This window comes from Sinorhizobium sp., from assembly GCF_059070375.1.
This window is the reverse complement of the sequence record NZ_JCACWC010000003.1, coordinates 162,179-189,087: the sequence shown is the minus strand read 5'-3', so window position 1 is coordinate 189,087 and position 26,909 is coordinate 162,179. Positions and strand designations below refer to the sequence as shown.

Below are 26,909 nucleotides of genomic sequence, written 5' to 3'. Positions count from 1 at the left end.
GTGTCCGGGAGCATAGCCGGCGATCGTTACGCAAGCGTTTCTTTACGGCTCCATTGCGCGAATAGCTACCCCGCTATCCTGCCGATGTGATGGTAAAGCGCCCGGATCGCCTGAGCTTCACCGCCGATGGGCGAATGCGGGCGCTCGGACTGGGCCCAGCCGAAGATGTCGAAATGGACCCAGCTTTTCGCGTTCGTCACGAAACGCTTGAGGAACAGCGCCGCCGTGATCGAACCGGCCATGCCGCCCGAGGGGGCGTTGGTGAGATCGGCGATGCGGGCGGAAACATCCTTGTCATAGCCCCTGTAGAGCGGCATCCGCCAGACCGGATCGTCCACGGTCAGGCTCGCTTCGGCAAGATCATGGGCGAGGTCATCGTCGTCGGTGAAGAAAGGCGGCAGGTCCGGCCCCAGCGCCACGCGGGCGGCGCCCGTCAGGGTCGCCATGTCGATGACGAGGTCCGTCTTCTCCTCGTCCGCATAGGCGAGAGCATCGGCGAGGATCAGCCGTCCCTCCGCGTCGGTGTTGTCGATCTGCACGGTCAGACCCTTGCGGCTCTTGTAGATGTCGCCGGGACGGAAGGCATTCGCCGAGATCGAATTCTCGACCACGGGAATGATCACGCGCAGATCCACCTTGAGCTTTGCATCCATGATCATCAGCGCAAGGCCCATGACGTTCGCAGCGCCGCCCATGTCCTTCTTCATGAGCAGCATCGAGGACGCCGGTTTGATGTCCAGCCCGCCGGTGTCGAAGCAGACGCCCTTGCCGACGAGCGTCACCTGCCGGTGGCCCTTCCTGCCCCAGCGCATTTCAAGCAGCCGCGGCGCTTCGGCGCTGGCGCGGCCGACCGTGTGGACGAGCGGGAAGTTCTCGGTCAGCAGGGCTTCGCCGGAAATCACCGAGACGTCGGCCTTGTAATGGGCGGCCAGCGCCCGGAATGCAGCTTCCAGCGCTTCCGGTCCCATATCGTTGGTCGGCGTGTTGATCAGGTCGCGCGCCAGGAAAACGCCGGCGAGCTGCCGCTTGATATCGGTCGCATCCGAATCGGCCGGAATGAGCAGCGTCGGCGCGTCCGTCTTCGCCGGTTTGTAGCGCTCGAAACGGTAGGACCCGAGGCCGTAGCCGAGAGCCAGCCGATTGGCGGTGAGCGGCGCCGTTTCGATGTGCCATTTGCCGGCCGGGAGCGCCCGGGCGAGCTTGCCGGTCAGGAAGGGCGTGTCTGACGGGTTGGCGCCGAGCCCGAACAGCGCACCTCCGAGATGACCATCCGCCGAGGGGATGAGCAGCACCGCGCCGGATTCCGCCTTGAAGCCGGCTTTTTTCGCCCAATCGAGCGCGATCGGATCGATGCTCCCCGTCTCGATATGCGCGGGCGTCACCGCAAAGATCGGCAGCGTCTTGCCGTTGCTGGTGTTGAACGGCGATGGCCGCTCGATAAACTGATAGGGAGCCATTGGAATCCTCGACTGGCGGATGCGAACAGGTGCGATTAACGCTCCGTTAGGGTTAACAGATTATTGCTGGAGTGAAAGTTGCGCCGCTTTTGTCTGGAGTTCCGGTGCAGGACTGGATGGCTGGGGCTTCGATCACGATGCAAGACACTTTCTCCTTATCCCTGTGCCGCCTCGCAACGGGGGTTGCCGTTGCGATGGTGGCGCTGTCGCTCTCCGCCTGCGCCGGACAACAGGGCAGGAAGGAGCTGACGACCGGATCGATCCCGAAGCTCACGAGGCCGGTGCAGTCGATGAACGCGACCGAACTCGCTGCCGCCGCCGAACGCATCGGCAAGGCCTATGAGCGCAATCCGAAGGACCGGGAGGCCGGGCTCAACTACGCCAATCTCCTGCGCATGACGGGCCGCAACGAACAGGCGCTTGCCGTCATGCAACAGGTGGCGATCTACCATCCGGCGGATCGCGAGGTGCTCGGAGCCTACGGCAAGGCCCAGGCCGCAGCGGGTCAGCTGGAACAGGCGCTCGCAACGATCAGCCGTGCCCAGACGCCGGACCGGCCCGACTGGAAGCTGAAATCCGCGGAAGGCGCCATCCTCGACCAGCTCGGCCGCTCCGCCGAGGCACGGCTGCGCTACCGCGAGGCTCTGGACCTCAAGCCCAACGAGCCTTCGGTCCTTTCCAATCTGGGCATGTCCTATCTGCTCTCGAAGGATCTGCGGACGGCCGAGACCTACCTCAAATCCGCGGCGAGCCAACCGGATGCCGGCAGCAGCGTGCGCCAGAACCTCGCGCTTGCCGTCGGCCTGCAGGGCCGCTTCCAGGAAGCGGAAGCCATCGCCCGCCAGGAACTGACAGCCGAGCAGGCGGAGGCCAACGTCGCCTATCTTCGCTCCATGCTGTCTCAGCAGGGCGCGTGGAAGCAGCTGGCAAAGGCGGATGCGGTGAAGGCGGATTGAAGGTTGACCTGCCGGCACCGCCACCTGCAAGGGTGGCGGCACGCGCCCCTCATCCCGCTGCCGCGACCTTCTCCCCGCAGGCGGGGAGAAGGGATATGCCGCCCTCTCCAAGTCCCCTCTCTCCCCGGGGAGAGGGGCTAGGGTGAGGCAGTACAGCCGGTAAAGGCGGCAGTCCCTTTCAAGGGCGGTTAATCCACCTTTGCCTTTCCATCCTAAAACTTGTCCGCCACCTGTATCCCGGCGGGGCCGAGGATGACGGCGACGAGGACCGGCAGGAAGAACAGGATCATCGGCACCGTCAGCTTCGGCGGCAGTGCGGCCGCCTTTTTCTCGGCAGCGGTCATGCGCTGGTCGCGGCTCTCCTGCGCCAGAACGCGCAGCGCCTGAGCGACGGGCGTGCCGTAGCGGTCGGCCTGGATCAGCGCCTGCGTCACCGATTTCACTTCATCGAGCCCCGTGCGCAGGCCGAGATTTTCGAGCGCGATGCGCCTTTCGGGAAGGAAGGAGAGTTCCGCGGTCGTCAGCACCAGTTCCTCCGCCAGCGGCTGCGACTGCACGGCTATCTCGTCGGCGACGCGGCGCATGGCGAGTTCCATCGAGACGCCGGACTCGACGCAGATGAGCAGGAGATCGAGCGCATCCGGCCAGGCGCGGCGAATGGACTGCTGGCGCTTGGAGATCGCATTGGCGATGAAGATGTTCGGCGCGTAGAAGCCGACATAGGCGAATCCGATGGCGAAGGACACTCTGACCATGATCGGCTTGTCGGCGAAGTTGCCGAGCACGAAAATATAGAGAACCGCAACGGTCAGAAACAGGAACGGCAGGCAGAAGCGGGCGAAGAGGAAGGTGTTGAGCGCGTTCTGCGAGCGATAGCCGGCCGTCTTCAGGCGGTTGACGGTGTTGTCGTCCACCAGAGCCTTTCTGAGGTTCAGCCGCTCGACGATCTCCCGGACCGAGGTGTTGTGCTGTGCCCTGAGGCTTGCCCTGCCGGTCGTCGCCTCGGCATTGAGCCGGGCGCGCTCGCGGGCGCGGATCTGCTCCCGTTCGGTGGCGACCGACTTCATCCGCTTCGCGAGGTCTCCCCGCTCGAGCAAGGGCGCCACGAGCGAATAGAACGTGGCGAGCACGGCCATCGAGACGAGCGCCGCGACGAGGATGTTCAGATCGGTAAGCGTCTCTATCCAGCCGGCCACGGGATCCTCAGATGTCGAAGTTGATCATGTTGCGCATCACCCAGATGCCGATGCTCATCCAAACGGCGGAAGCGCCCATGATGATGTGGCCGCGCGGGTCGGTGAAGAAAATCATCATGTAGTCCGGTGAAGTCAGATAGACGAGGGTTGCGACGATGAAGGGCAGCGCGCCGATGATGCAGGCGGACGCCTTGGCCTCCATCGACAGCGCGCTGACCTTCGCCTTCATCTTCCTGCGTTCGCGCAGGACCTTGGAGAGATTACCGAGCGCCTCGGACAGATTGCCGCCCGCCTGCGCCTGAATGGCGATGACGATCGCGAAGAAGTTCACTTCCGGCAGCGGGATGCTGTGAATCATGCGGGCGCAGGCTTCGGGAACGTTGAGGCCCACCTGCTGGGACTCGACGACACGGCGGAATTCGGTCCTGACCGGCTCCTGCCCGTCGCTCGCGATCAGCCGCAAGGCGTCGTTCAGCGGCAGCCCCGACTTGATCGACCGGACCATGACATCGAGCGAATTCGGAAACTCGTCGAGAAACTTTCTGCAACGGCGTTTGACCATCGAGCCGACGATCCACCGCGGCAGGCCGGCCGCGCCTATCACGCCGACGCCTGCGGCAATGATCAGTCCGGCCCCTGCCAGGAGGACGACAAGGAAGGCGAACAACCCGAAAAGCGCACTGAACAGATAGAACTGAGCGATCGATATCGAAAGACCGGCCTGCAGCAGGCGCTTCTTCATCGAAGGCGCCGCATTGGCGGATTTTTCCTGTTGCTTCTTCTCGAGGTCCTTCAGCGAATCCTGAACGGATTTGCGACGCTTCGACATCTCGTTGACGCGGTCGCGCGCCGCCTTGATCTTGGTGCGGTCCGTCTCCGAGGCGCTGACCCGGCGCAGGCGGCCCTCCGCCTTTTTCTCGGTCTCGATACGGGGATAGAGCACACCATAGGCGAGTGCTGCCGCCGCCAGGGCGACGAGGCCGGCCAGTCCCAGGACGGTGATGTCTATGCCGAACATCGCTCGGTCTGTCCTTTATTCGGAGCGGCGGGACCGCAGCCGTTTCGCCTATTGCTTTTCCATCGCGTCGAGGGTCGCAGCGAGCCGCTTGTCCTCGTTGAAGTAACGGGCCCGGTCCCAGAAATGCGGCCGGCCGATGCCGGTGGAGACGTGGCGGCCGACGATGCGGCCATTGGCGTCCTCGCCGTCGATCTCGTAGCGCATCAGGTCCTGGGTGATGATCACGTCGCCTTCCATGCCGGTGACTTCGGTGATGTGGGTGATCCGGCGCGATCCGTCCCGCAGGCGCGAGGCCTGGATGATCACGTCCACCGAGCCGGAGATGATCTCGCGAACGGTCCTGGCCGGCAGGGTATAGCCGCCCATGGCGATCATCGATTCCATGCGGCTCAGGCATTCGCGCGGGGTATTTGCGTGGATCGTTCCCATCGAACCGTCATGGCCGGTGTTCATCGCCTGCAACAGGTCGAAGACTTCCGGGCCGCGCACTTCACCGACGATGATGCGCTCCGGGCGCATGCGCAGGCAGTTCTTCACGAGGTCGCGCATGGTGATCTCGCCCTCGCCCTCGATGTTCGGCGGGCGCGTCTCGAGCCGGACGACATGCGGCTGCTGCAGCTGCAATTCGGCCGAGTCCTCGCAGGTAATGATCCGCTCGGTGCTGTCGATATAGCGCGTCAGGCAGTTGAGCAGCGTCGTCTTGCCGGAGCCGGTGCCGCCGGAAATGACGATGTTGCAGCGGACGCGGCCGATGATCTGCAGCAGGACGGCGGCCTCGGGCGTGATCGATCCGAAGCGCACCAGCTGCTCCAGCGTCAGCTTGTCCTTCTTGAACTTGCGGATGGTGAGCGCCGTACCGTCGATCGCGAGCGGCGGCGCGATGACGTTGACGCGTGACCCGTCCGGCAGACGCGCATCGCAGATCGGGCTCGATTCGTCGACGCGGCGGCCTACCTGGCTGACGATGCGCTGGCAGATCGACAGCAGTTGCCCGTTGTCGCGGAATCGGATCTCCGATTCCTCGACCTTGCCGCCCACTTCGATGAAGGTTTGTCCGGCGCCGTTGACCATGATGTCGGCGATGTCGTCGCGCGCGAGCAACGGTTCCAGCGGTCCGTAGCCGAGCACGTCGTTGCAGATGTCGTCGAGCAGTTCTTCCTGCTCCGAGATCGACATCGCGAAGTTCTTGATGGTGATGATATCGTTGACGATGTCGCGGATTTCCTCGCGGGCGCTCTCGATATCGAGCTTGGAGAGCTGCGACAGATCGATCGTATCGATCAGCGCGGAGAAGACCTGCGATTTCGTGTCGTAATAATCTTCCGCCCTCGGCGCTCGGCGCCGCTGAGGCGGCGCCGCCGCTTGCGGGCGGGATGGCGCAGCGATCGTTTCGCCGAGAACGGGCGCGGCGGAACGCTCCACCGGCACCAGCTGGACCGCGGGCATCGGGGGCGCAGGCGAGAAGCCGCGCGCACCACCCTTGCCAGAACCTTCATTTCCGCGTTTGCCAAACATCAGTTCATTCCAGTTGCTTCATCGATCCCCGCCCCTTCGGGTGCGGGATCGGAAATAGTCCGCTACCGCCTGCCGAGCTTCGCCAGAACCTTGCCGAGGCCGCCCCGTCTGGCTTTCTTCACGGTGGTGCGCCCGGTCAAGAGGTGGGACAGCTGCGAGAAGGTCTCGGCGGCCGGCGACTTCCGGTCGATCTCCGCGATCATGCGTCCGCTGTTGGAGGCATTGCCGAAGAGGACCGCATCGAACGGAATGATCGCTGCGGCTTCGATCTCCAACGACGCGCAGAACTCATCGGGAGCGATCTCCGGACGCTTGGGCACGCCCACCTGGTTGAGCACGAGATGCGGTGCCTTGTCGTTCGGCCTCAACTTCTTCAAGGCATCGAGCAGGTTCTTTGCGTTTCTGAGGCTTGCCAGGTCCGGGGCGGCGGTGATGACCACCTCGTCGGCCGCGGAAAGCACAGAGCGGGTCCAGTCGGTCCAGCCATGCGGCAGGTCCAGAACGGATACGGGCGCGCTGCGCTGGAGAACTTCCAGGATCGGCTGAAACGCACCCGTCTCGAAGTCATAGGCGCGGTCGAGCATGGAGGGGGCGGCGAGCAGCGACAGATGATCGGAGCATCTGGTCAGGAGCCGGTCGAGAAAGACTTCGTCCAGCCGATCCGGTGCGAATACGGCCTCGGCGATCCCCTGCGGGGGGTCCTGATCGAAGTCGATATTGGCGGTTCCGTAGGGCAGATCGAGATCGGCAAGGATCGTCTCGGTCGAGAAAAGATTGGAAATGCCCCAGGCGCAATTATGGGCGATGACCGACGAGCCGCAGCCGCCCTTCGCGCCGATGAAGGCAAGGCTGCGTCCGAGCGGCTCCGCCTCCGGATCCACGAAGATCGCCGAGACGGCGCTCAGCATATCCGCCATCCCGACCGGCGCGACCATATATTCGGAAATGCCGTTGCGGATCAGCTCGCGATAGAGAGCGATGTCGTTATGGCGGCCGATGACGATGACCTTGGTGCTCGGATCGCAGACCTCCGCGAGCGGCGCCAGCTCCGAAAGCAGCGAGCCGGTCTCGGCCGCGGTTTCGAGAATGATCAGATTGGGCGTCGAGACGCTGGTAAAAGTGGTCGCGGCGGCGGCGATGCCGCCACCGGTGATGCGAAGGCTGACCTTCGCCATACGGCGATCCTGGCCGCAACGCTCCATGAGTCGCTGCACCGCTTCGCTTTCGCAGAAGGCATGGATCGAGATGCGCGGCAGGGGCCGGAGCTGTTCGAGGTCGCCGGGGCGCGACCCGTCCGCGGGCCAATCGCCGGCAGCGCCGCTTTCGATCGTGTATTCAATCGCGTTCATCGCTTTTCCTTGAAGGCCCGTTTCAGTTGAAGACGATCGTGGTTCCGCCGTCGCCCTTTTCCGTGCCGCGCCAGCTGTCGATCACCTGGCCCCGCTGCTCGGCGTCGATCGGCGACATCTGGCGCGGGCCGACGAGATCCGTCGGATTGGCGATCTGAGCGGCGAGATTGGACTGGGTGGCACAGCCGAAATTGTAGTAGTTGCGGTTTTCCAGCGTGTTCAGCGCCAGATCTTCCGGCCACGCGCCGCAGGGTGCGGTCTGCGCAGTTATCGCGACATAGCTCAGGCGGATCGGTGCGGCATCGCCCGTCACGGAGGCGTCATAGGTGGTTTCGATCATCTTCTTCGGTGACACGCCGCCCGCCGCCAGCACGCGACGAATATCCTTGCGGACGATCTGCGCGGCATGGCCGTTCACCGATCCGCGCGGCAGCATGATCTGGATCACGCCGCTCGACGCATTTCGATATTCGGTGGCAAAGCCGCGGATGACGTCGCGGGTCCCCTGAGTGAGCCGCGTGTCGCCCGAGGCGACGGGAATGTCGATCGTCCGCTCGCCCTCCGTCAGCACGATCGGGTGGCGGGTGCGGTAATCGTCCGGAAGAGCACCGGTCGCGAGCCTGTCCTTATTGGCGCAGCCAGCCAGCAGCAGGCCGACGAGCGCGCCCAGGGCCAGGCGATACGGAAAGCGGTTCAGGGCCATCGGAGGCTGCCTTTCGGGACTGTTTCGAGCTGCGCTTCGCTTCTTCATGGCCGGCCTATTTGTAGATGAAGCCGACATTGCCGTGATAGCGGCCGGCCGGCGGCTGAGCCTCGGGGCGTCCATAGATCCGGTTGACGCGGCCGAGGAAAAAGCTTTCGAGATCGTTCGCCGGATTGAAGTTGTCGTCCGGGCGCGAGATCGCGCTGCGGGCAACCGGCCTGACGAGGTATGGCGTGGCGATGATGACGAGTTCCGTCTCGCTGCGCTGGAAGTCCTTGCTGCGGAAGAGCGTGCCGAGGATCGGGATCTTCGAGGCGGCGGGCAGGCCCGACATCGCCTGGCGGATATTATCCTGGACGAGGCCGGCGATCACGATCGAGCCGCCGGACGGCAGTTCGACGCTGGTCGAGGCCTCGCGCCGGCGGATGCCGAGGAAGGTGTTGCCGGGAATGCTGGCCATCCCATTCCCGGTGACCACCGAGCCTTCATAGGTAGGCTCGGAAACATCCGTTTCGATCCGCAGGCTGATACGGCCGGGACCAAGAACCACCGGCTTGAAATTTAGCCGAATGCCGTATTCAACGTCATTCACTTCGCGCGAGACGGTTGGTTCCCCCGTCTCCTCGTCCGCCGAAACCTCCTGCACGCCGGCAAGTCGGAACTCGCCGCCGACATAGAACTTCGCCTCCTGGCCTGAAATAGCCGTAAGGCTCGGCTCGGCGAGGGTGCGCATGACGCCGGCCTGTTCCATTGCGTTGATATAGCTCGAAATGGTGGTGGGGCCGATAGAACCCTTGATGAGGGCGTTCGTGCCGACGGCGATGGCGTCGCCGAGATTGGCCGGGTTGCGGAAGGTAATGCCGCTTTCGCCATCGGAGACGCGGCCGTTGAAGCCGAGCTGCTTCAGCACCTGCCGGCTGACCTCGGCCACGGTCACCTTCAGCGTCACCTGGTCGTCGCCCTCGATCGTCAGCAGATTGACGATCTGCGAGTTCTGCCGGTCCTCGGCGAAGATATCGGCATCGCCGTTATTGCCCTGCGCGGTGATGTTGCGCGTGGTCGCCTCGCCGCCTTTCAGGAAAGCGCGTGCGAGATCGACGGCCCTGGTCGAGTCGAGCGGCGTGCGGACCGTGCCTGTCAGCACCACGTTGTCCGAGATGATTTCGACATTGATATCCGCATCGGGAATGAAGCGACGCAAATTGGATTCGAGACCGGCGACGTCGCGCTCGACGGCGACCTCCAGGCTGACGATCTCCTCTCCACCCGGGCCGAAGACGAAGATGTTCGTCTGGCCGACGGACTTGCCGAAAAGATAGATGCGGCGCGAGGTGCGGGTGATCGCGTCGGCGAGCGACGGGTCGGCGACGAGGATGTCGTGGGCGTCGCTCGGCAGGTCCACGACGACCGCCTTGTTGAGACCGAGATTGATGGTCTTGCGGGCGCCGGGGCCGCTGTCGACGATCCTCACCACCGAGGAGGAGGCGGCCTCGGCGGCCGGGAGGGTCGGCAGCGCCATGCCCGAAAAGGTCACGCAGAAGGAAAGGCCGGCTGCGACAGACGCCCGAAACTTTTTTGCGATCGGTTTCACCTTGCGCCCCGCCTCACTTCTGGTTCTGGAGGGCCACACCGTCGCCCTTGACGATGGAGCCCGACTTGATGACCTGAATGCTCGGCCGGCCGTCGCCGTTGAGAAGGTAGTCGGCAGCCGTGGTATCCGGCTCCTGCGCGTCGGCGACGCTGCGCAGTGCCAGCGAGATGCGGTCCGCCATCTGCTGCGCAACCGTCATGACCTTCGATTGATCCGGCGTAAGTTCCAGCGTCGCGGTCGTACCGACGACCGCTTTCGAGCCGTCTTCCTTCTCCTCGATCTGCTGGTCGATCGCCAGCACGCGGACATTGCTCAGCACCGTTTCGGTCAGATAGAGATCGCCGTCGGACTTGCGCACCATGATCACGTCGACACGATCGTTCGGCAGGATGAAGCCGCCCGCCCCGGTCGCGACCGTGATTTCCGTGGCGACGGCGCGTTTTCCGGCGGGCAGCAGCGACGACATGATCCGGTTCGATGCGTCGGCGATCTTTTCCTGGCGGACCGGCTCGCCGGTGAAGATCGGCAGGCGGACGACGGCGCCGGCAAGATCTTCGACGGCGGCGGGACGGTTTTCCTCGGTTATCATGCCCTCGGCGACGCCGTCCTTCGGCCAGGCCTTCCAATGGATGGAATCGGCGCCGAGACGGGAGCCGACCGGCAGGCTTTTACCGGCGACCAGCACGTTGATGGTCGGTGCCTGCTCGATGACGGGTTCCGCCGTCTGCGGGGCGGGCGCGCGGGTGAGCTTCATCGCCAGCAGCCCGGCCAAGGCAGCCGAGCCGACGGCCACCGCCAGAATGATAATGCGCACCGGTCTCATGATCGCCCCAAACCCCCAAGAATTGCCCAGGATCAGGTTGATCAGGAATTGGTGTAATTATGGTTAATGGAATGCTTATGCGGATGGTTAACGGATTGCTTCGCGACCATGTCGCGGTAAAGGAAGCGCTTCAGGAGAGTCGCGCAAAGGCTAACTGCATCAACGGTGATGAGGGGTAAGCCGCCAAGCCGCCGAGCGCGATTGCAATGCCATAAGGTATCTTTTTCGCGGTCAAGAGAAGGCGTGGAACCGGAATGCCCGCCGCCAGTATTGAGTTTTCTTGCCGGCGGAAGAGTAGAACGATCAAGGTCAGCAGGCCGCCAAAGATTGAGACGTAAACGAGGAACGCAGCAAGCGACGCATGGAGGCCGAACCAGATGGCGCTTGCAGTTAGTAGTTTCGCGTCGCCACCACCCATGACATTGGCGGCGAATAAGCAGAAGCAAGCACTGAAAACCATGAGCGCAGCAAGGAGATGCAACCCAAGCTGGGCGAGGTCGAACCCCGATAGCGGTGCGACGATAAAGAACGCACCCAACAGAATTGCTGAGGCACGATTGGGAATCGTCATCGTCAGCAGATCAGACAGCGCGGCGAACGCCAGGCAAAGCGGAAAAATCACGGAGATTGCTGCGTCAATCACGGGACGGCCTATTGCGTATTTATGCCAGCGGTATCGTCAGTGATGAAGAGCCGAGAGTTACCCAATGGCAACTCTCGGCATGTGGATCACGGCGTGCCGTAGTTTTTAGTGTCGGCGTTGCCCATCTCCGTGGCAATGCTGTCAAAGGTCTTGTCTAGGTTGTCTCCGAGCAGCCCGGCGCCGCCGATCAGCGCCACCGAGATCAGAGCTGCGATCAGGCCGTATTCGATTGCGGTTGCGCCGGACTCGTCCTTCATCAGGCGTGCAAAAATGGTCTTCATGACTATTCTCCTCAAACTTCACTTGTTGTTCAGCACGTCCGTCAAACTGTTGCCGTTGATCGGATACCCTGAATTTAGCGGGGGCTAATTGCTTTCCGCTTAAGGAAACCGGTTACCGTGACGTTAAAGGAAACTCGCTTTTTCCTGGGTAAATGTGCGGAAAACGGATGCCTTAAATTGCGCCGCATCGGCGTAACCATTCATTCACCAAAAGGCGCCAAGATGCGGCAGATAGACCGTCAGGACGCGCCATGAACACGCCCTCAGCGACCCCACGGGCCGCACTGCTTGCAACGACTGCATTTCTGGCGATCGCCGCACCGGGCGGCGCCCGCGCGGCTGAAGAAATGATGCGCGTCTATATGGACCACGCCCGCGTGCTGAAGCTCGACCGGCCGGTCAGCAAGGTGATCATCGGCAATGCGGAGGTTGCCGACGCGACCGTGGCGGATGCGAAGACCATCGTGCTGACCGGGCGCAATTTCGGCACCACCAATCTCGTCATTCTCGACCAGGACGGCAACGCCATGGTCGACGAGCGCATCCTCGTATCGATCGACGAGGGCAACACGGTGCGCGTCTATAAGCAGACCGTCCGCACCGTTCTCTCCTGCACGCCCAATTGCGAGCGTGCGGAACGGCAGGCTTCCGCTTCGAGCGGCAATTAAGACCGGAAAATTCGCCCTGCCCCTCACCCTAACCCTCCCCCGCAAGCGGGGAGAGGGGACTTAAGCCGCAAAGCGAGCCGCTTGTCCCTTCTCCCCGCGTGCGGGGAGAAGGTCGCGGCAGCGGGATGAGGGGCCGTTCCGCCCTCAGCTTCAGAACCACTAAAATTCTCCGGGTCCTCGAAAACGAATCTTCAACAGTCGCCGTGTATTTTGCGCCAACCAGTTGACATGATGGAACGGCGCGATGTCGATCGAAGAGAAAGCATCCACTCCCCGGGCTCCCTTGCCGCGCGCCCTGTTTCGGCGCTTCATCGGCGACCGGAAAGGTGCGACCGCGATCGAATTCGCGATCCTTGCACTGCCCTTCTTCATCGTCGTCTTCGCCTCGATCGAGACATTCGTCGCTTTTGCCGGCGAGCAATTGCTGGCCAATGCGACCGATACGCTGGCGCGGAAAATCCGCACGGGTGAAATCACTACCGATACCGGCAAGCCCGGCTTCACGACAGAAACCCAGTTCCGCCAGGCCTTCTGCGAGGAAATCGCGATCATGATGACCTGCTCGGCGACCGAGGCGACGCAAGCTTCGAAACTCTATCTCGACGTCCGCAAGCTCCCCGCCGATCTCAGTGTCTTTCCGGAAGCCGTGCCGCGGATCGGCTCCGATCTCGACACCAGCGGCTTTACTTTCGCACCCGGCGGCCCGAACGACTACACCATGGTGCGCGCCTATTACCGCTGGACCGTGATCACCGATCTCGTTCGTCCCCTGGTGACCAAGCTCAGACCTGCCGGCGACAGCATGCCGCGCGACTATTTGATGGTCTCGACCGCCACCTTCCGCAACGAAAACTATTGAGGCCGCCATGGAACGCCTTCCTGCATGCAAACGGCAGCTGTGGGGGGTCTTCCACGGACTGTTGCGGGACCGGCGCGGCGCCGGTGCCGTGGAATTCGCCATTGTCGCGCCGCTTCTGATCGCGGCGTATATCGGCGCTTTCGAGCTTTCGCTCGGCTTCACCGTGGCGCGCAAGGTCGGGCGGGCCTCGAGTGCGGTGAGCGACATCGTCACCCAGGAGCAGCAGGTGACCAAGGCCTTTCTGGACGACATGCGCAACGTCGCAAAAAACATGCTGGTGCCCTATGACGGCTCCGACTACGACCTCAAGATCACCGGTATCCAGGTGAACGGCACGACCGAAGGCAAGGTCGCCTGGTCCCGGGGCTGGTCGGACGCGAGCGACGGTGCGACGGTTCCCTATGCGGTCAATTCCGTGGTCAGCGTTCCGGCGGATCTCGACGCGGTGAATGCCTTCGTCGTGCGCACCGAACTCGTCGTCAATCACCAGCTTTCCCTGTTCGGCTCGGACGCCGGCGGCACGATCCCTCTCTCCAGGACCTCCTACTACCGCCAGCGCTTCGGCACGACCATCAACTGCACCGATTGCTGAGGCTTCCCTCCCGGCACCCACGCCGCGTGGGTCCTGGACGGCATGCATGAATTGCAATGGACAAGGCGGCGCGCTATTTCTGCCGGATTGTGCGGCGACGGCCGCGAAAATCTTAATGGCACCGGCTCGCCGCTTATCGCGCTCGCGCTCGGGATTAGTCAGGGTGTTTCATGGCGCGTGCGTTCCTTTTCGTCCTCGATTCCTTCGGCATCGGCAATGCGCCGGACGCAGAGGCTTTCGGCGATCTCGGCGCCGATACGCTCGGACATATCGCGGAATTCTGCGCGGCGGGAGCGGCCGACCGGACGGGTCTGCGGGAAGGGCCGCTTCATCTGCCCAACATGTCGGCGCTCGGCCTCATGCATGCGGCGCGGCTCGCGACCGGGCGGCTGCCCGCCGGCATGGCGCTGCCGGAACGCGTCTACGGGATCTACGGCGCTGCAAGCGAAGTCTCGCGCGGCAAGGACACGCCGTCCGGTCATTGGGAAATCGCCGGCACGCCGGTGACCTTCGACTGGGGCTATTTTCCGGCCGAAGGCGACGCCTTCCCTCCCGAACTGGTGGAAGCGATCTGTCGTGAGGGCGATGTGCCCGGCATTCTCGGCAATTGCCATGCTTCGGGTACCGACATCATCGCCCGCCACGGCGAAGACCATATGCGGAGCGGCAAGCCGATCTGCTACACCTCGTCCGATTCCGTCTTCCAGATCGCCGCGCACGAACAGACCTTCGGGCTGGAGCGCCTGCTGAACCTCTGCGAGGTCGTCCGCCGGCTCGTCGACGACTACAATATCGGCCGCGTCATCGCACGGCCCTTCGTCGGCAGCGACCCGGGCAACTTCACGCGCACGGGCAACCGTCGCGACTATTCGGTGCCGCCGCCCGAACCGACCGTTCTCGACCGGCTGCAGAAGGCCGGGCGCACGGTGCACGCGATCGGCAAGATCGGCGACATCTTCGCCCATCAGGGTGTGACCAGGCTCACCAAGGCCAACGGCAACATGGCCCTCTTCGACGCCAGTCTGGAAGCCATCGAAGAGGCCGAAGACGGGGCGCTCGTCTTCACCAATTTTGTCGACTTCGACATGCTCTACGGACATCGCCGCGACGTGCCCGGCTATGCCGCCGCGCTCGAAGCCTTCGATGCACGCCTGCCCGATCTCGACCGCCGGCTGAAACCCGGCGACATGGTGATCCTGACCGCCGACCATGGCTGCGATCCGACCTGGCGCGGCACCGACCACACGCGCGAGCGCGTGCCGGTGCTGATGTTCGGCCCGACGCTTCGCAGCCGCTCCTTCGGCATCGCCGACAGCTTCGCCCATATCGGCGAAACCGTCGCAAGACATCTCGGCATTGGCGCCGGCCCACATGGGAGAAGCCTCCTTTGACCGCTCATCTGAAGAAAGCCGAACTGCATTGCCATATCGAGGGTGCGACGCCGCCTGAACTGGCGATGAGGCAGGCCCGCAAATACGGCGTCGACACCAGCGCGATCGTCCGCGACGGGGCCTATGTCTGGGAGGATTTCACCAGCTTCGTAAGGTGCTACGATGCCGTCGCCTCGCTGTTTCGCACCGAGGGCGATTATGCGCTTCTCGCCGAGACCTATCTGACGGAGCTTGCCGAAGCGGGTACGATCTACAGCGAAATCATCGTCTCGCCCGACCATGGCGAAACGATCGGGCTCGGCGCCGACGCCTATATCGAGGGCCTCGCCGCCGGCATGGAGGCGGCGAAGGCGAGGACCGGCATCGAATCGCGCATGCTGATCACCGGCATCCGCCATTTCGGTCCCGACTTCGTCATCAGGACCGCCGAATATGCAGCGATGCGCCGGCATCCGCTCGTGACCGGCTTCAATCTGGCCGGCGAGGAGCGCATGCACAGCGTCGCCGAATTCTCCCGCGCCTTCGACACCGTCCGCGATGCCGGCCTCGGCCTCACCATCCACGCGGGCGAACTTTCCGGCGCCTTCAGCGTGCGCGATGCGCTGGACCATGTCCGCCCGGCCCGGATCAGCCACGGGGTCCGGGCGATCGAGGACGGCGATCTCGTGAAGCGCCTTGCCGACGAGGGCGTCGTGCTCGAAGTCTGTCCCGGTTCGAATGTCGCGCTTCAGGTGTTCCCGGACTTTGCCTCGCATCCCCTTAGGCGGCTTTACGAAGCCGGCGTCCGCGTGACGCTCAATTCCGACGATCCTCCCTTCTTCCACACGTCGCTCGCGCAGGAATACGACATCGCCTTCCACGCGATGGGCTTCTCCGACAGCGAGATCGACCGGATGACGAAGACCGCGATTGAAGCCGCCTTCGTGGACGAGCCCACGCGAGAGAGGTTGCTGGCCGCGTTGCATGTCTAGTTGCGCGGATGAGCGGGCGGAGCTGCACAACTTCCACCTACACTCTTGCGGCCCCCGCCCTTTCCATGGAAAAGAGGGTGGATAGCCAATTTTCGCGGGGAAGATGAGCCATGGACGGCGTAACGGTGATCGGTCATCCGCTGGTGCAGCACAAGCTGACCATAATGCGCAAGAAGGAAACGTCGACTGCGGGCTTCCGCCGGCTGCTCAAGGAAATCTCCACGCTGCTCTGCTATGAGGTCACGCGCGATCTGGAGCTGACGACCGAACGGATCGAGACGCCTCTCGTGGAAACCGACGCACCGGTGCTCGAGGGCAAGAAGCTCGTCTTCGCTTCCATCCTGCGCGCCGGCAACGGCCTGCTCGAGGGCATGCTCGAACTGGTACCCTCGGCGCGCGTTGCGCATATCGGCGTCTACCGGGACCACGAGACTCTGCAGGCTGTCGAATATTTCTTCAAGGCCCCGGACAACATCAACGAGCGCCTCGTCATCGTCGTCGACCCGATGCTCGCCACCGGCAATTCCTCGATCGCGGCCATCGAGAAGCTCAAGGAGCGCGGTGCGCGGAACATCCGCTTCCTCTGCCTCCTCGCCGCTCCGGAGGGTATTCGCAACTTCCAGGGCGCCCATCCGGACGTACCGATCTTCACCGCCTCGATCGACAGCCATCTCAACGAGAAGGGCTATATCGTGCCGGGCCTCGGCGATGCGGGCGACCGCATGTACGGAACGAAGTAGGGTTGTCGGTCTGCCGTCCTGCCGCTTCGGAAAGCGGCGCTGCATCTCGTCAACGCGTCCGATAAGGTGCGGGATGCGGGCGGAAAACCGCACACGCTTTTCCTCACCCCGCTCTCAGCTTCGAAACGACCACCGGCCGTTGCGCCGGCTCCTCGTCTGCGATCGCATAGAGCGTGGCAACCCGCTTTGCGATCGCCTCGGCCTGACTTCGGTCGGCAGCATGGACGAAGGCGATCGGCTCGCCCTTTTCGACTTTCGTCCCGAGCGGTCGCAGGCCGGTAAAACCGACGCGATGATCGATCCGGTCATCCGGGCGGATGCGCCCGCCGCCGAGTGCGATGACCGACATTCCCAATTCGCGCGTCTCGCAGGACGCCAGATAGCCGTTCCGGCCCGCCGGCACGGCAAGGACCGCGGGCGCCTCGGCAAGATAGGCGCCCGGGCGATCCACGAAATCGGCAGGTCCGCCGAGCCGCCGGATCATGAGGCCGAAACGCTCCATCGCCTCCCCGCTCTCCAGGACGCGCCGCGCCATGGCTTCGGCTTCGGCTTCATGCGCCGCAATACCCCCTGCAACGAGCATTTCCCCAGCCAGGGCCATCACGACCTGATCGAGGCGGGTTCCCGCTTTCTCGCCGCGCAGATAGGCCAGGCAGCTCTCTATTTCGAGCGCGTTGCCGGCCGCGTCCGCCAGTGGCTCGTTCATGTCGGTGATCAGCGCAGAGGTGCGCACGCCCGCGCCATTGGCGACCTCGACCAGCGAACGCGCCAGGACTTCGGTTTCGGCGGGATCCGTCATGAAGGAGCCATTGCCGAGCTTGACGTCGAGGACCAGCGACCCGAGCCCTGCGGCGAGCTTTTTCGAAAGGATCGATGCGGTGATCAGCGGCACCGAATCGACCGTGGCCGTCACGTCGCGGATCGCATAGAGGCGCTTGTCGGCCGGCGCGAGATCGGCGGTCTGGCCGATGATGGCGCAGCCGACCTCATCGACCACCAGCCGAAAGTGCTCGGGCGATGGCTGGATGTCATAGCCGGGAATCGATTCGAGCTTGTCGAGCGTCCCGCCGGTGTGGCCGAGCCCCCGGCCCGAAATCATCGGCACGGCCGCACCACAGGCGGCGACGATCGGTGCCAGCATCAGCGAGACATTGTCGCCGACGCCGCCTGTCGAGTGCTTGTCGACGATGGGACGTGCGAGATCGCTCCAGTCGAGCGTTTCCCCGGAATCGCGCATCGCCAGCGTCAGCGCCACGCATTCGTCGCGATTCATTCCGGAAAACCAGACCGCCATGGCGAAGGCGGCCGCCTGCCCTTCCGAGACCGAGCCATCGGTCACACCCGCGATGAAACCGGCGATATCCGCCGGATCAAGCCGATCGCCGTCCCTTTTCTTTCGTATGATTTCCTGCGGAAGCATGGCCGTTCAGCCTTCGCTCGCGATCATCTCTTTCAGGATTGCCGCCAGCCGCGTGCCGCCGAGCGGTGCCATTTGCTTGGTTTCTTCATGGCTGAGTTCCGCCCCGGTCATGCCGGCGGCAAAATTGGTGACGACGGAGGCGGCGGCGACCTTCAGTCCGAAGAACCGGGCGAGAATGACCTCCGGTACCGTGGACATGCCGACCGCATCGGCACCGAGGATACGGGCCATGCGGATTTCGGCCGGCGTCTCGAAGCTCGGCCCGGAGAACCACATATAGACGCCGCGCGCGAGCGGGATGCCGAGGCGTTCGGCGGCCTCCTCCATCCCTATGGCCAGCGCCGCGTCATAGGCATTCGTCATGCCGACGAAGCGCTCGTCGCTTTCGACGCCGATCAGCGGATTGGCGCCGGCAAAGGCGATGTGATCGGCAATGCGCATGACCGAGCCCGGCGGCATGTCTTCGCGCAGCGAACCGGCGGAATTGGTGAGGATCAGGTTCTCGACGCCGATCCGCTTCAGCGTCTCGATCGGCACGCGCATGGCACTGGCGTCGCCGCGTTCGTAATAATGGGCACGGCCGGAAAGCACGGCGACGGGAGTGTTGCCGATCCTGCCCGCCACGAACTCGCCGGCATGGCCGGAAACGCCGCTCACCGGAAAGCCCGGGATCTCCGCATAGGGGATGCGCAGCGGCTCCGCCACCGCGTCGACGAGCGAGCCGAGGCCGGAACCGAGCACGATCCCGTAGCGGGGCGCAAGCGCTCCGAGCTTGCCCCCGAGGAAGTCCGCAGCCGCCGTCATCCGAGAATCTCCGTCTCGAAGCTGTGCGGCAGCAGGTCGGAGAGCGCCAGCGTCTTCCTGATCCCCGTTTCGTCGCAAAGATAGATGCGGGTGCTCGCGCCGGAAAATTCCGCAAGCCGCTGACGGCAGCCGCCGCAGGGCGGGCAGAGCGCGAGTTTCTCGGCGACCACCGCGACCTCCGTGATCTTGCGCTGGCCGGCCATTACCATGTGGCTGATCGCCGTCGTCTCGGCGCACCAGCCCTCCGGAAAGGACAGGTTCTCGATGTTTGCGCCCGTATAGATCCTGCCGTCCTCGGCGCGAATGGCGGCGCCGACCGGAAACTTGGAATAGGGCGCATGCGCCTTCGCCATGGCTTCACGCGCCGCGACAAAGAGTTCGTCCTTGGACATGATTAGCGCTCCTTCACATAGGGTACGCCGCCCGCCTTCGGCGGAATGGCCTTGCCGATGAAGCCGGCAAGCAGGATGACGGTGAGGATATAGGGCAGGGCCTGCATGAGCTGCACCGGAACCTGGCCGATAAGCGGCAAGGGCGTGCCCTGCAGACGGATCGCGAGCGCATCGAGGAAGCCGAAGAGCAGGCAGGCGAACATGACGTTGAGCGGCCGCCATTTGGCGAAGATCAGCGCCGCAAGCGCGATATAGCCCTTGCCCGCCGTCATGCCCTTGACGAAGCCCGCCGTCATCGCCAGCGAAAGATAGGCGCCGGCAAAGCCGCAGAGAATGCCGCAGCAGATGACAGCCCGGTATCTGAGCCAGATCACCGAGATACCAGCGGTATCGACCGCGCCCGGATTCTCGCCGACGGCGCGCAGCCTCAGGCCGAAACGGGTGCGGTAGAGAATCCACCAGCTGATGGGCACCATGGCGAAGGCGAGATAGGTGAGCAGGAAATGGCCGGACAGGAGGTCCGCATAGACCGGCCCTAGGACGGGAATTTCGCGGATCATGTCCGCGTCGGGGAAGTTGATCGTCTGGAACCGCGCGCCTTCGGCGAGCGCCGGCGTGCGGCCGCCTTGCCGGAACCAGGCCTCTCCCAGGATCACGGTGGAACCGGCAACGATGAAGTTGATCGCCACACCCGAGACGATCTGGTTGCCGCGCTGGGTGATCGAAGCATAGCCGTGGACGAGCGACAGGGCCACGGAAACGAGGATCGCCGCAGCGAGCCCCACCCAGACGGACTGCGTGACGGCTGCCGCCGCCCCGGCGGCAAAGGCCGCACCGAGCATCTTGCCCTCCAGGCCGATGTCGAAGACGCCGGCGCGCTCGGTGAACAGGCCGGCAAGGGCTGCGAAGACCAGCGGCACGGAGACGCGGATCGTCGATTCCAGGAGCACGACGAGAACGTGGAAGAAGTCCATTTCAGGCTCCCTTGGTCTGCACGACGGCGGCCGCGCGCTGGCCGCGCATCGCGAAGGCGCGCGTGATCGCCGGGCGGAACATGTTCTCGAGAGCCCCGGCAAAGAGGATCACGAGACCCTGGATGATGACGATCATGTCCCGGGAGATCGAAGGCATCTCGAAGGCGATCTCGGCGCCGCCCTGGTAGAGCACGCCGAAAAGGATCGCGGCGGGAATGATACCGCCCGGATGCGAGCGCCCCATCAACGCGACCGCGATGCCGACGAAGCCGGCGCCTTGCACGAAATCCAGCTGCATGCGGAACTGCTCGCCCATGATCGGGTTCAGCGCCATCATGCCGGCAAGGCCGCCTGATATCATCATGGCGACGACGGTGATGCGGCTTTCGCTGATACCGGCATAGCGGGCGGCAGACGGGCTATGGCCCATGGTGCGCATCTCGTAGCCGAGCCTGGTGCGCCAGATCAGCACCCAGACCGCAAAGGCGGCCGCCAGCGCCAGGAGGAACGAGATGTTGAACGGCGCCGTGCCGACATTGAGGCCGAAGATCGACAGCAGCCAGTCGAGCTTCGGCAATTGCCCGCCTTCGGCGAAGGTGCGCGTCTGCGGCGCCATCGAGCCGAGCGGCTTCAGTACGCGTGTCAGCAGATAGACCATCAGGCTGGAGGCGATGAAATTGAACATGATGGTGGTGATGACGATATGGCTGCCGCGTTTGGCCTGCAGCCAGCCGGGCAGGAACGCCCAGAGCGCGCCGAAGAAGGCGGAGCCGACAATGGCGAGCGGGAAGACCACGTACCAGGGCATAGTCTGGTCGAGCCAGAGGCAGGCGAGCGCCACGCCGATGCCGCCGACATAGGCCTGGCCCTCGCCGCCGATGTTGAAAAGACCGGCATGAAAGGCGACCGCCACCGCGAGCCCGGTGAAGATGAAGGTCGTCGCATAGTAGAGCGTGAAGCCGATATATTCGCCGCGGCCGAAGGCGCCGTTGATGAGATGATAGGCGGCTTCGAGCGGGTTTTCGCCGACGAGGAGAACGACGAGTCCGGCGACGAGGAAGGCGACGGCAAGATTGATCAGCGGGATGAGGCCATATTCCACCCATACCGGGAGTTTCGCATAGGGCGTACTCATTCTGCGGCCTCCTTGCGGCCTTCGACACCGGCCATCAGCAGGCCGAGCTCGCCTTCGGTCGCCTCGGGACTGCGTTCGCCGACAACGCGTCCGGCAAACATCACGAGGATGCGGTCGGAAAGGGAACGTATCTCGTCGAGCTCGACCGAAACCAGCAGAACGGCCTTGCCCTGGTCGCGCATCTCGATGATCCGCTTGTGGATGAATTCGATCGCGCCGACGTCGACGCCGCGGGTCGGCTGGCCGATGATGAGAACGTCCGGATCCCGCTCCATCTCGCGCGCAAGCACGACCTTCTGCTGGTTGCCACCGGAGAAATTGGCCGTCCTCAGCCGTGCATTCGGCGGGCGAATATCATATTTGGCAATCTTCTCCTCGGCATCCTTGCGGATCGCATCGATGTTCAGGAACATGCCGTTGGAGAAGCGCGGGTCATGGTGGTAACCGAGGATCGCGTTTTCGCATTCCTCGAACTTGAGCACGAGCCCGACGTGATGCCGGTCTTCCGGCACATGCGCCAGTCCGCGATCCCGCAGTTTCGCCGGGTCCGCGTTCCCGGTCACGTCCACCGGCTTGCCGTTGAGGAGAACCGTCCCGGAGGCGGCCTTGCGGATGCCGGCGATCGCTTCGAGCAGTTCCGACTGGCCGTTGCCGGCCACGCCGGCGATGCCGACGATCTCGCCTGCACGAACCTCGAAGGAGACGTTATCGACCATGGTCACGCCGCGGCTGTCCTTGACCGTCAGCCCCTGGACGGCGAGCTTCACGTCAACGGGATTGCTCTCGCCCTTCTCGACACGAAGCAGCACGCGCCGACCGACCATCAGCTCGGCCAGTTCCTCGACCGAGGTTTCACGCGTCGTGCGCGTCGCCACCATTTCGCCGCGGCGCATGACCGACACCTCGTCGGTGATCGCCATGATCTCGCGCAGCTTATGGGTGATGAGGATGATCGTCTTTCCCTGCGCCTTGAGCTGGCCGAGGATACGAAACAGGTGATCGGCCTCGGCCGGCGTCAAGACGCCGGTCGGTTCGTCGAGGATCAGGATATCGGCCCTTCGATAAAGCGCCTTCAATATCTCGACGCGCTGCTGGAGGCCGACCGGCAGCTCCTCGATCAGGGCGTCCGGATTGACCTCGAGCGCATATTCCTTCTCGAGCCGTTTCAGTTCCTGCCGCGCCTTGGCGATGCCCTTGTTGAGGATCTGGCTGTCTTCGGCGCCGAGCATGACGTTTTCGAGCACGGTAAAGTTCTCGACCAGCATGAAGTGCTGGTGGACCATGCCGATCCCGACGGAGATCGCCGCATTCGGATCGCGAATGGAAACAGGCTTGCCGTCGACCAGGATCTCACCGTTGTCGGCCTGATAGAAGCCATAGAGGATCGACATCAGCGTCGACTTGCCGGCACCGTTTTCACCGATGATGCCGTGGATCGTGCCCTTGCGAACCTTGAGATTGATGTTCCTGTTGGCGTGGACCAGCCCGAAGCTCTTGTCTATTCCACGCAATTCGATGGCAATATTGTTCATATTGGCCTGCGATCCCCTTTTTGCCCGCTTCGGCTCATCGCAGAAACCGTGCCGACAATTTTTTTACCATTTGGTATAAGTTTATCATCGATTTTCAGGCGCGAAAGCCTAGGCGACGAAATCTCCTTATACTCTCATAGGATCGCCGGTGAGAGTCCAGCGCGAATATACACAGGGAGATTGCATCCATGGCGCGGGTGCGTGAAGGCGCTTCCCTCCCCCTTGAGGGGAGGGTTTGGGGGCCTTGCGGAAGGCCGCGGGTTAAATCCCGGCCAGCTAACGCAGCAGCCTCAATGCGTTGATCGTCACCAGGACGGTCGCGCCGGTATCGGCGAGGATCGCCGGCCAGAGGCCCGTCACGCCGGCAATGGTGGTCGCCAGGAACACGGCCTTGAGGCCGAGTGCGATCGTGATGTTCTGGTGAATGTTGCGCATCGTCACCCGTGACAGCTTCACCATCTCCGAGACGTCCGAGACGCGGGCATGGAGGCTGGCCGCGTCTGCCGTTTCCAGCGCCACGTCGGTGCCGCCGCCAACGGCGATGCCGACATCCGCCGCCGCCAGAGCCGGCGCGTCGTTGATGCCGTCGCCGACCTTCGCCACGACGAGACCTTCGGCCTTGAGCCCGCTTACGATGCGCTGCTTGTCCTCGGGAAGAAGCCCGGCATGCGCCTCAATGCCCCCGAGCCGGCCGGCGATCGCCTCGGCCGTCGCCCGGTTGTCGCCGGTGAGCATCACCACCCGCAAACCCTGATCGGCGAGCGCCCTCAGGCCCGCCGCGGCATCCGCACGCGGTTCGTCGCGCATGGCAAGCGCTCCGGCTGCCCTCCCGCCGACGACGAGCACGGAGACGGTCTTCCCCTCACCCTGCAGGGTTTCGATCCGAGCCAGTTCATCCGCCGCCAGCGGCGCGCGCTCCCGGGCCGCCTCGGGCGAGCCGAGGAAAAGCTCGACGCCGTCTGCGGAAGCGGCAACGCCCTTGCCCCCGATGGCCCGGGCGCCTTCGACGGGAAGGAGCGCCAATCCATCGGCTTCGGCACGCGACAGGACGGCGCGGGCCAGCGGATGGCTGGATCCCTGTTCGAGCGCAGCGGCGTAGTCGAGCACCTCCGCTTCCGATCTGCCGAAGGCGACGATGTCGGTCAGCTTCGGCCTGCCTTCGGTGAGCGTTCCGGTCTTGTCGAAGGCGACGGCTGTAATCCTGCCGAGATTTTCGAGGACGGCGCCGCCCTTGATCAGAAGACCGCGGCGTGCACCTGCCGAAAGGCTCGCCGCGATCGCGGCCGGCGTGGAGATGACGAGGGCACAGGGGCAACCGATAAGGAGAAGCGCGAGGCCTTTGTAAATCCAGTCCTGCCACAGGCCGCCGAAGGCGAGCGGCGGGATGATCGCGACCAATGCCGCGACGAGCACCACGCCCGGCGTGTAATATCGGGAGAAGCGATCGATGAAACGCTCCGTCGGCGCCTTTTTCTCCTGCGCCTCTTCGACAAGCCTGATGACGCGCGCGATGGTATTGTCGGCTGCGGCGGCGGTGACGCGCACCCGGAGCGCGCCGTCACCATTGACGGTTCCGGCAAAGACGTTCGCGCCGGCTTCCTTCAGGACGGGCGTGCTCTCGCCGGTCACCGGCGCCTCGTCGACGCCGCTCTCGCCGGAGACGATGACGCCATCGGCGGGAAGCCGGTCGCCGGGACGGACGAGTACGATGGCGCCAGGGGCCAGGCTTTCGGCGGGGACCTCCACGGTCCTGCCGTTTTCTTCGAGGAGCGCCGATCTCGGTACGAGCGCCGTCAGCGCCTGTATGCTCGCCCGTGCCTTGCCCGCGGCAACGCCCTCGAGCAGTTCCCCGATCAGGAACAGGAGGACGACCATGGCCGCTTCCTCGCCGGCGCCGATGAAGACGGCACCGGCTGCCGCAATGGTCATCAGCATCTCGATCGAGAAAGGCGTGCCGGAAACAGCTGCCATGAGCGCGCGTCTCGCGATCGGCACCAGGCCGACGAGCATGGCGAGGATGAAAATCCAGGGCTCGGTACCGGGAACGAACTGGCCGATGGCATAGGCTGCGGCAAGGGCAACGCCGCAGGCGAGCGTGAGCCTGCCTTTTGCCGTTCGCCACCATGGCAAGGGCGCCCTGAAATGGGACGACGGCTTCGTGCCTGCCGGAAGGATTGTCGGATGGCCGTGATCCTGGTGCGGGCCGCCTGCAACATGCCCGTGGCCGCAGCAGGCGTGCTCGCTCTGAGCCGGCTGCCGTTCTGCCGCAACGTCAAGCGGCGCAAGCCCGTAGCCGAGTCCGCCGACCTTCCGCATCACCTGGGCGCCGATATCGTCGCGCGCCGCATGCCGGACGGTCATGGTGCCGGCGGCCACCGAGACATTCACGTCCTCGACCCCCGCAACCCGCCTGACGGCCGTGTCGATCTTGGTCGCGCAGGACGCGCAATCCATCCCATCGACGCGGAATCTCGTTTCCCGAAATATGCCTGTCATTCCATGCTCCTTACGAAACCGGAAGCAGGCTAAGTCCTCTAGCAACTAGAGGTTCAAGAGGGAAAATGCGCGGGCCACCCGGCATTCGCCGCGAGCTTGCGTTCCGCCTGCGCCCCGTCGGTGAACAATTCCGGCATCAGATCGGCCAGGCGCACGATCTTGCCCGTACGCGAACTCTGAAGCGCCGCAATGCCGCAAAGGACCGACATGGCGCCGGCCCGCGCACCTGCGCGCTGTCCAAGCGGATCCTTCGCATCCGGCGCGAAGAGCGTATTCCGCAGCCGGTCGTCGCCGCCATAGTGTCCGCCGGGAGAATGCGGCACCGTGATCCGTTCGATCGCCGGCTTGCCCTTCGGAAAGTTGCGGACGAGCAGGATCATGTCCTCGGCCGGCGTCTCCCACGGCTGGTCCTCGTACTGGCGAAGCTCGATCCTGCCCTTCGTACCGTTGAAGGCGATATGATGGCCCTCGATCGGCTGGAAGGTGTTGAGCGAATAGGAGACGTGGACGTCGTTGCGGTAGCGGATATTCGCGATCATCGTGTCGGGGATGTCGATGTCCTCGCGGAAGACGCAGCCGTCGCGGAAATAGCCGTCGATTTCGGAAGGTTCCTCATAGAGCGAGTCGAGAAACGGATCGGCTTCGAGATCGAGGTAGAAGTCGCACTCGCTCTTGTGAGGACAGAGCTTGCAGCGAGGACCTCGAAACGGTCCCTTGCGGCCGTACATCTGCAGGTCGGCAAAGGCGCTGACCGCGTCCGGATCGCTGTCGAGATACCAGTTCAGGAGATCGAAATGGTGTGTCGCCTTGTGCACGAAGAGGCTGCCCGATCGTTCCGTATAGGCATGCCAGCGGCGGAAATAATCGGCGCCGTGGCGCGTATCGAGATACCAGTGGAAATCGACCGAGGTGACGCGGCCGATCTCGCCGGCATTGAGGAGTTCCTTGATGCGTGCTGCGGTCGGCGCGAAGCGGTAGTTGAAGGAAACGTCCACCCGCCGCCCGGTCCGCTTCTCCGCGTCGAGAATGCGGCGGATCTTTTCGACCGTGGTCGACATCGGCTTTTCGGTGATGACGTCGGCGCCGGACTCCAGGGCGCGCACGACGATATCATCATGCGTGTCGTCCGGGGTACAGACGATGACGAGATCGGGGCGCGTTTCGGCAAGCATGGTATCGACATTGCCGTAAACGGGCGCATTGGTGGCGATCATCGTGCGGGCGCGCTCGGCCCGCAGCGCGTTCGTATCGGCAATGGCGACCAGATCGACGAGGCCGCGCCAGCCGGCCAGAAGATCCCTGCCCCACATGGTGGTTCCGCGGTTGCCGGTGCCGACCAGCGCAAAGCGACGCTTGTTGTCCATCATACCCTCACGCTATCCCTGTCATATTTTGCCCTGTCA

25 protein-coding genes are annotated in these 26,909 nt (G+C 63.9%); 7 read left to right on the top strand and 18 right to left on the bottom strand.

The annotated features are described in order from the left end of the window. Positions 1 to 65 precede the first annotated feature (65 nt). Entirely contained in the window at positions 66 to 1,457 is a 1,392-nt protein-coding gene (locus AC5J09_RS12900) for a leucyl aminopeptidase family protein (RefSeq protein WP_324762656.1), read from the bottom strand. A 131-nt stretch (positions 1,458 to 1,588) separates the two neighbouring features. Here AC5J09_RS12900 and AC5J09_RS12895 point away from each other — a divergent pair, with 131 nt between their 5' ends. After that, complete coding sequence (locus AC5J09_RS12895) at positions 1,589 to 2,413, top strand: tetratricopeptide repeat protein (RefSeq protein ID WP_100670055.1); 825 nt, start codon at positions 1,589 to 1,591, stop codon at positions 2,411 to 2,413. A 212-nt stretch (positions 2,414 to 2,625) separates the two neighbouring features. On the opposite strand, the gene AC5J09_RS12890 is transcribed toward AC5J09_RS12895, so the two are convergent. The 9 genes from AC5J09_RS12890 to AC5J09_RS12850 all read right to left on the bottom strand — a co-directional run bounded on the left by AC5J09_RS12890 (position 2,626) and on the right by AC5J09_RS12850 (position 11,532). After that, the gene (locus AC5J09_RS12890) at positions 2,626 to 3,609 is read right to left on the bottom strand and encodes a type II secretion system F family protein (RefSeq protein WP_379937183.1); all 984 of its coding nucleotides are present in this window, start codon (positions 3,607 to 3,609) and stop codon (positions 2,626 to 2,628) included. A 7-nt stretch (positions 3,610 to 3,616) separates the two neighbouring features. Next, complete coding sequence (locus tag AC5J09_RS12885; RefSeq protein WP_494297755.1) at positions 3,617 to 4,627, bottom strand: type II secretion system F family protein; 1,011 nt, start codon at positions 4,625 to 4,627, stop codon at positions 3,617 to 3,619. A 48-nt stretch (positions 4,628 to 4,675) separates the two neighbouring features. Then, positions 4,676 to 6,142: a TadA family conjugal transfer-associated ATPase gene (locus AC5J09_RS12880; RefSeq protein WP_275597024.1), complete on the bottom strand. Its 1,467-nt coding sequence runs from the start codon at positions 6,140 to 6,142 to the stop codon at positions 4,676 to 4,678. A gap of 62 nt (positions 6,143 to 6,204) precedes the next feature. Further along, positions 6,205 to 7,491, bottom strand: coding sequence for a CpaE/TadZ family protein (locus AC5J09_RS12875; RefSeq protein ID WP_018093776.1), 1,287 nt, complete (start codon positions 7,489 to 7,491; stop codon positions 6,205 to 6,207). Positions 7,492 to 7,513: 22 nt separating this feature from the next. Further along, positions 7,514 to 8,194 (bottom strand): CpaD family pilus assembly protein, encoded by a 681-nt coding sequence (locus AC5J09_RS12870; protein ID WP_494297754.1) that lies wholly within the window; start codon positions 8,192 to 8,194, stop codon positions 7,514 to 7,516. 55 nt (positions 8,195 to 8,249) lie between these two features. Further along, positions 8,250 to 9,785: a type II and III secretion system protein family protein gene (locus tag AC5J09_RS12865; RefSeq protein ID WP_494297753.1), complete on the bottom strand. Its 1,536-nt coding sequence runs from the start codon at positions 9,783 to 9,785 to the stop codon at positions 8,250 to 8,252. 13 nt (positions 9,786 to 9,798) lie between these two features. Next, positions 9,799 to 10,608 carry a Flp pilus assembly protein CpaB gene (gene cpaB / locus AC5J09_RS12860; protein ID WP_440852635.1) on the bottom strand — a complete coding sequence of 270 codons (810 nt, stop codon included), beginning with the start codon at positions 10,606 to 10,608 and terminating at the stop codon, positions 9,799 to 9,801. 130 nt (positions 10,609 to 10,738) lie between these two features. After that, entirely contained in the window at positions 10,739 to 11,251 is a 513-nt protein-coding gene (locus AC5J09_RS12855; RefSeq protein WP_494297752.1) for an A24 family peptidase, read from the bottom strand. An 86-nt stretch (positions 11,252 to 11,337) separates the two neighbouring features. Beyond that, positions 11,338 to 11,532, bottom strand: a complete 195-nt coding sequence (locus AC5J09_RS12850) for a Flp family type IVb pilin (RefSeq protein ID WP_494297751.1) — start codon at positions 11,530 to 11,532, stop codon at positions 11,338 to 11,340. A 251-nt stretch (positions 11,533 to 11,783) separates the two neighbouring features. Between AC5J09_RS12850 and AC5J09_RS12845 the strand changes: the two genes are divergently transcribed. From AC5J09_RS12845 to upp, 6 genes are all read left to right on the top strand, one after another. Then, complete coding sequence (locus tag AC5J09_RS12845) at positions 11,784 to 12,200, top strand: pilus assembly protein N-terminal domain-containing protein (RefSeq protein ID WP_100669922.1); 417 nt, start codon at positions 11,784 to 11,786, stop codon at positions 12,198 to 12,200. 244 nt (positions 12,201 to 12,444) lie between these two features. Then, entirely contained in the window at positions 12,445 to 13,059 is a 615-nt protein-coding gene (locus AC5J09_RS12840) for a TadE/TadG family type IV pilus assembly protein (protein WP_494297750.1), read from the top strand. Positions 13,060 to 13,066: 7 nt separating this feature from the next. Continuing rightward, positions 13,067 to 13,651 (top strand): TadE/TadG family type IV pilus assembly protein, encoded by a 585-nt coding sequence (locus AC5J09_RS12835; RefSeq protein ID WP_338277503.1) that lies wholly within the window; start codon positions 13,067 to 13,069, stop codon positions 13,649 to 13,651. A 170-nt stretch (positions 13,652 to 13,821) separates the two neighbouring features. Continuing rightward, a complete protein-coding gene (locus AC5J09_RS12830) occupies positions 13,822 to 15,042 on the top strand; it encodes a phosphopentomutase (protein ID WP_494297749.1) in 1,221 nt (406 codons plus the stop codon). Continuing rightward, a complete protein-coding gene (locus AC5J09_RS12825) occupies positions 15,039 to 16,013 on the top strand; it encodes an adenosine deaminase (protein WP_494297748.1) in 975 nt (324 codons plus the stop codon). Before AC5J09_RS12830 ends, AC5J09_RS12825 begins: the two co-directional genes overlap by 4 nt. Before the next feature lie 110 nt (positions 16,014 to 16,123). After that, complete coding sequence (gene upp / locus AC5J09_RS12820; RefSeq protein ID WP_018093764.1) at positions 16,124 to 16,753, top strand: uracil phosphoribosyltransferase; 630 nt, start codon at positions 16,124 to 16,126, stop codon at positions 16,751 to 16,753. A 103-nt stretch (positions 16,754 to 16,856) separates the two neighbouring features. On the opposite strand, the gene deoA is transcribed toward upp, so the two are convergent. The 8 genes from deoA to AC5J09_RS12780 all read right to left on the bottom strand — a co-directional run bounded on the left by deoA (position 16,857) and on the right by AC5J09_RS12780 (position 26,870). Beyond that, positions 16,857 to 18,173 carry a thymidine phosphorylase gene (deoA, locus tag AC5J09_RS12815; RefSeq protein ID WP_494297747.1) on the bottom strand — a complete coding sequence of 439 codons (1,317 nt, stop codon included), beginning with the start codon at positions 18,171 to 18,173 and terminating at the stop codon, positions 16,857 to 16,859. A 6-nt stretch (positions 18,174 to 18,179) separates the two neighbouring features. After that, positions 18,180 to 18,977, bottom strand: coding sequence for a purine-nucleoside phosphorylase (locus AC5J09_RS12810; protein ID WP_338277495.1), 798 nt, complete (start codon positions 18,975 to 18,977; stop codon positions 18,180 to 18,182). Next, entirely contained in the window at positions 18,974 to 19,369 is a 396-nt protein-coding gene (locus AC5J09_RS12805; RefSeq protein WP_003536146.1) for a cytidine deaminase, read from the bottom strand. Before AC5J09_RS12805 ends, AC5J09_RS12810 begins: the two co-directional genes overlap by 4 nt. Before the next feature lie 2 nt (positions 19,370 to 19,371). Beyond that, complete coding sequence (locus tag AC5J09_RS12800) at positions 19,372 to 20,343, bottom strand: ABC transporter permease (RefSeq protein ID WP_494297746.1); 972 nt, start codon at positions 20,341 to 20,343, stop codon at positions 19,372 to 19,374. Position 20,344: 1 nt separating this feature from the next. Next, positions 20,345 to 21,478, bottom strand: coding sequence for an ABC transporter permease (locus AC5J09_RS12795; RefSeq protein ID WP_100669929.1), 1,134 nt, complete (start codon positions 21,476 to 21,478; stop codon positions 20,345 to 20,347). After that, positions 21,475 to 23,010, bottom strand: a complete 1,536-nt coding sequence (locus tag AC5J09_RS12790; RefSeq protein WP_275597037.1) for an ABC transporter ATP-binding protein — start codon at positions 23,008 to 23,010, stop codon at positions 21,475 to 21,477. The genes AC5J09_RS12795 and AC5J09_RS12790 overlap by 4 nt, the downstream gene beginning before the upstream one ends. Before the next feature lie 276 nt (positions 23,011 to 23,286). Beyond that, positions 23,287 to 25,506, bottom strand: a complete 2,220-nt coding sequence (locus AC5J09_RS12785) for a heavy metal translocating P-type ATPase (protein ID WP_494297745.1) — start codon at positions 25,504 to 25,506, stop codon at positions 23,287 to 23,289. Positions 25,507 to 25,559: 53 nt separating this feature from the next. Then, complete coding sequence (locus AC5J09_RS12780; protein ID WP_494297744.1) at positions 25,560 to 26,870, bottom strand: Gfo/Idh/MocA family protein; 1,311 nt, start codon at positions 26,868 to 26,870, stop codon at positions 25,560 to 25,562. Positions 26,871 to 26,909: the final 39 nt, after the last annotated feature.

Bases quoted from the DNA above. Each gene is read 5' to 3' on its own strand.
- AC5J09_RS12900 (WP_324762656.1), bottom strand. From the start codon at position 1,457: ATGGCTCCCTATCAGTTTATCGAGCGGCCATCGCCGTTCAACACCAGC.
- AC5J09_RS12885 (WP_494297755.1), bottom strand. From the start codon at position 4,627: ATGTTCGGCATAGACATCACCGTCCTGGGACTGGCCGGCCTCGTCGCC.
- AC5J09_RS12880 (WP_275597024.1), bottom strand. From the start codon at position 6,142: ATGTTTGGCAAACGCGGAAATGAAGGTTCTGGCAAGGGTGGTGCGCGC.
- AC5J09_RS12875 (WP_018093776.1), bottom strand. From the start codon at position 7,491: ATGAACGCGATTGAATACACGATCGAAAGCGGCGCTGCCGGCGATTGG.
- AC5J09_RS12870 (WP_494297754.1), bottom strand. From the start codon at position 8,194: ATGGCCCTGAACCGCTTTCCGTATCGCCTGGCCCTGGGCGCGCTCGTC.
- cpaB (WP_440852635.1), bottom strand. From the start codon at position 10,608: ATGAGACCGGTGCGCATTATCATTCTGGCGGTGGCCGTCGGCTCGGCT.
- AC5J09_RS12850 (WP_494297751.1), bottom strand. From the start codon at position 11,532: ATGAAGACCATTTTTGCACGCCTGATGAAGGACGAGTCCGGCGCAACC.
- AC5J09_RS12845 (WP_100669922.1), top strand. From the start codon at position 11,784: ATGAACACGCCCTCAGCGACCCCACGGGCCGCACTGCTTGCAACGACT.
- AC5J09_RS12840 (WP_494297750.1), top strand. From the start codon at position 12,445: ATGTCGATCGAAGAGAAAGCATCCACTCCCCGGGCTCCCTTGCCGCGC.
- AC5J09_RS12835 (WP_338277503.1), top strand. From the start codon at position 13,067: ATGGAACGCCTTCCTGCATGCAAACGGCAGCTGTGGGGGGTCTTCCAC.
- AC5J09_RS12830 (WP_494297749.1), top strand. From the start codon at position 13,822: ATGGCGCGTGCGTTCCTTTTCGTCCTCGATTCCTTCGGCATCGGCAAT.
- upp (WP_018093764.1), top strand. From the start codon at position 16,124: ATGGACGGCGTAACGGTGATCGGTCATCCGCTGGTGCAGCACAAGCTG.
- deoA (WP_494297747.1), bottom strand. From the start codon at position 18,173: ATGCTTCCGCAGGAAATCATACGAAAGAAAAGGGACGGCGATCGGCTT.
- AC5J09_RS12810 (WP_338277495.1), bottom strand. From the start codon at position 18,977: ATGACGGCGGCTGCGGACTTCCTCGGGGGCAAGCTCGGAGCGCTTGCG.
- AC5J09_RS12805 (WP_003536146.1), bottom strand. From the start codon at position 19,369: ATGTCCAAGGACGAACTCTTTGTCGCGGCGCGTGAAGCCATGGCGAAG.
- AC5J09_RS12800 (WP_494297746.1), bottom strand. From the start codon at position 20,343: ATGGACTTCTTCCACGTTCTCGTCGTGCTCCTGGAATCGACGATCCGC.
- AC5J09_RS12795 (WP_100669929.1), bottom strand. From the start codon at position 21,478: ATGAGTACGCCCTATGCGAAACTCCCGGTATGGGTGGAATATGGCCTC.
- AC5J09_RS12790 (WP_275597037.1), bottom strand. From the start codon at position 23,010: ATGAACAATATTGCCATCGAATTGCGTGGAATAGACAAGAGCTTCGGG.
- AC5J09_RS12785 (WP_494297745.1), bottom strand. From the start codon at position 25,506: ATGACAGGCATATTTCGGGAAACGAGATTCCGCGTCGATGGGATGGAT.
- AC5J09_RS12780 (WP_494297744.1), bottom strand. From the start codon at position 26,870: ATGGACAACAAGCGTCGCTTTGCGCTGGTCGGCACCGGCAACCGCGGA.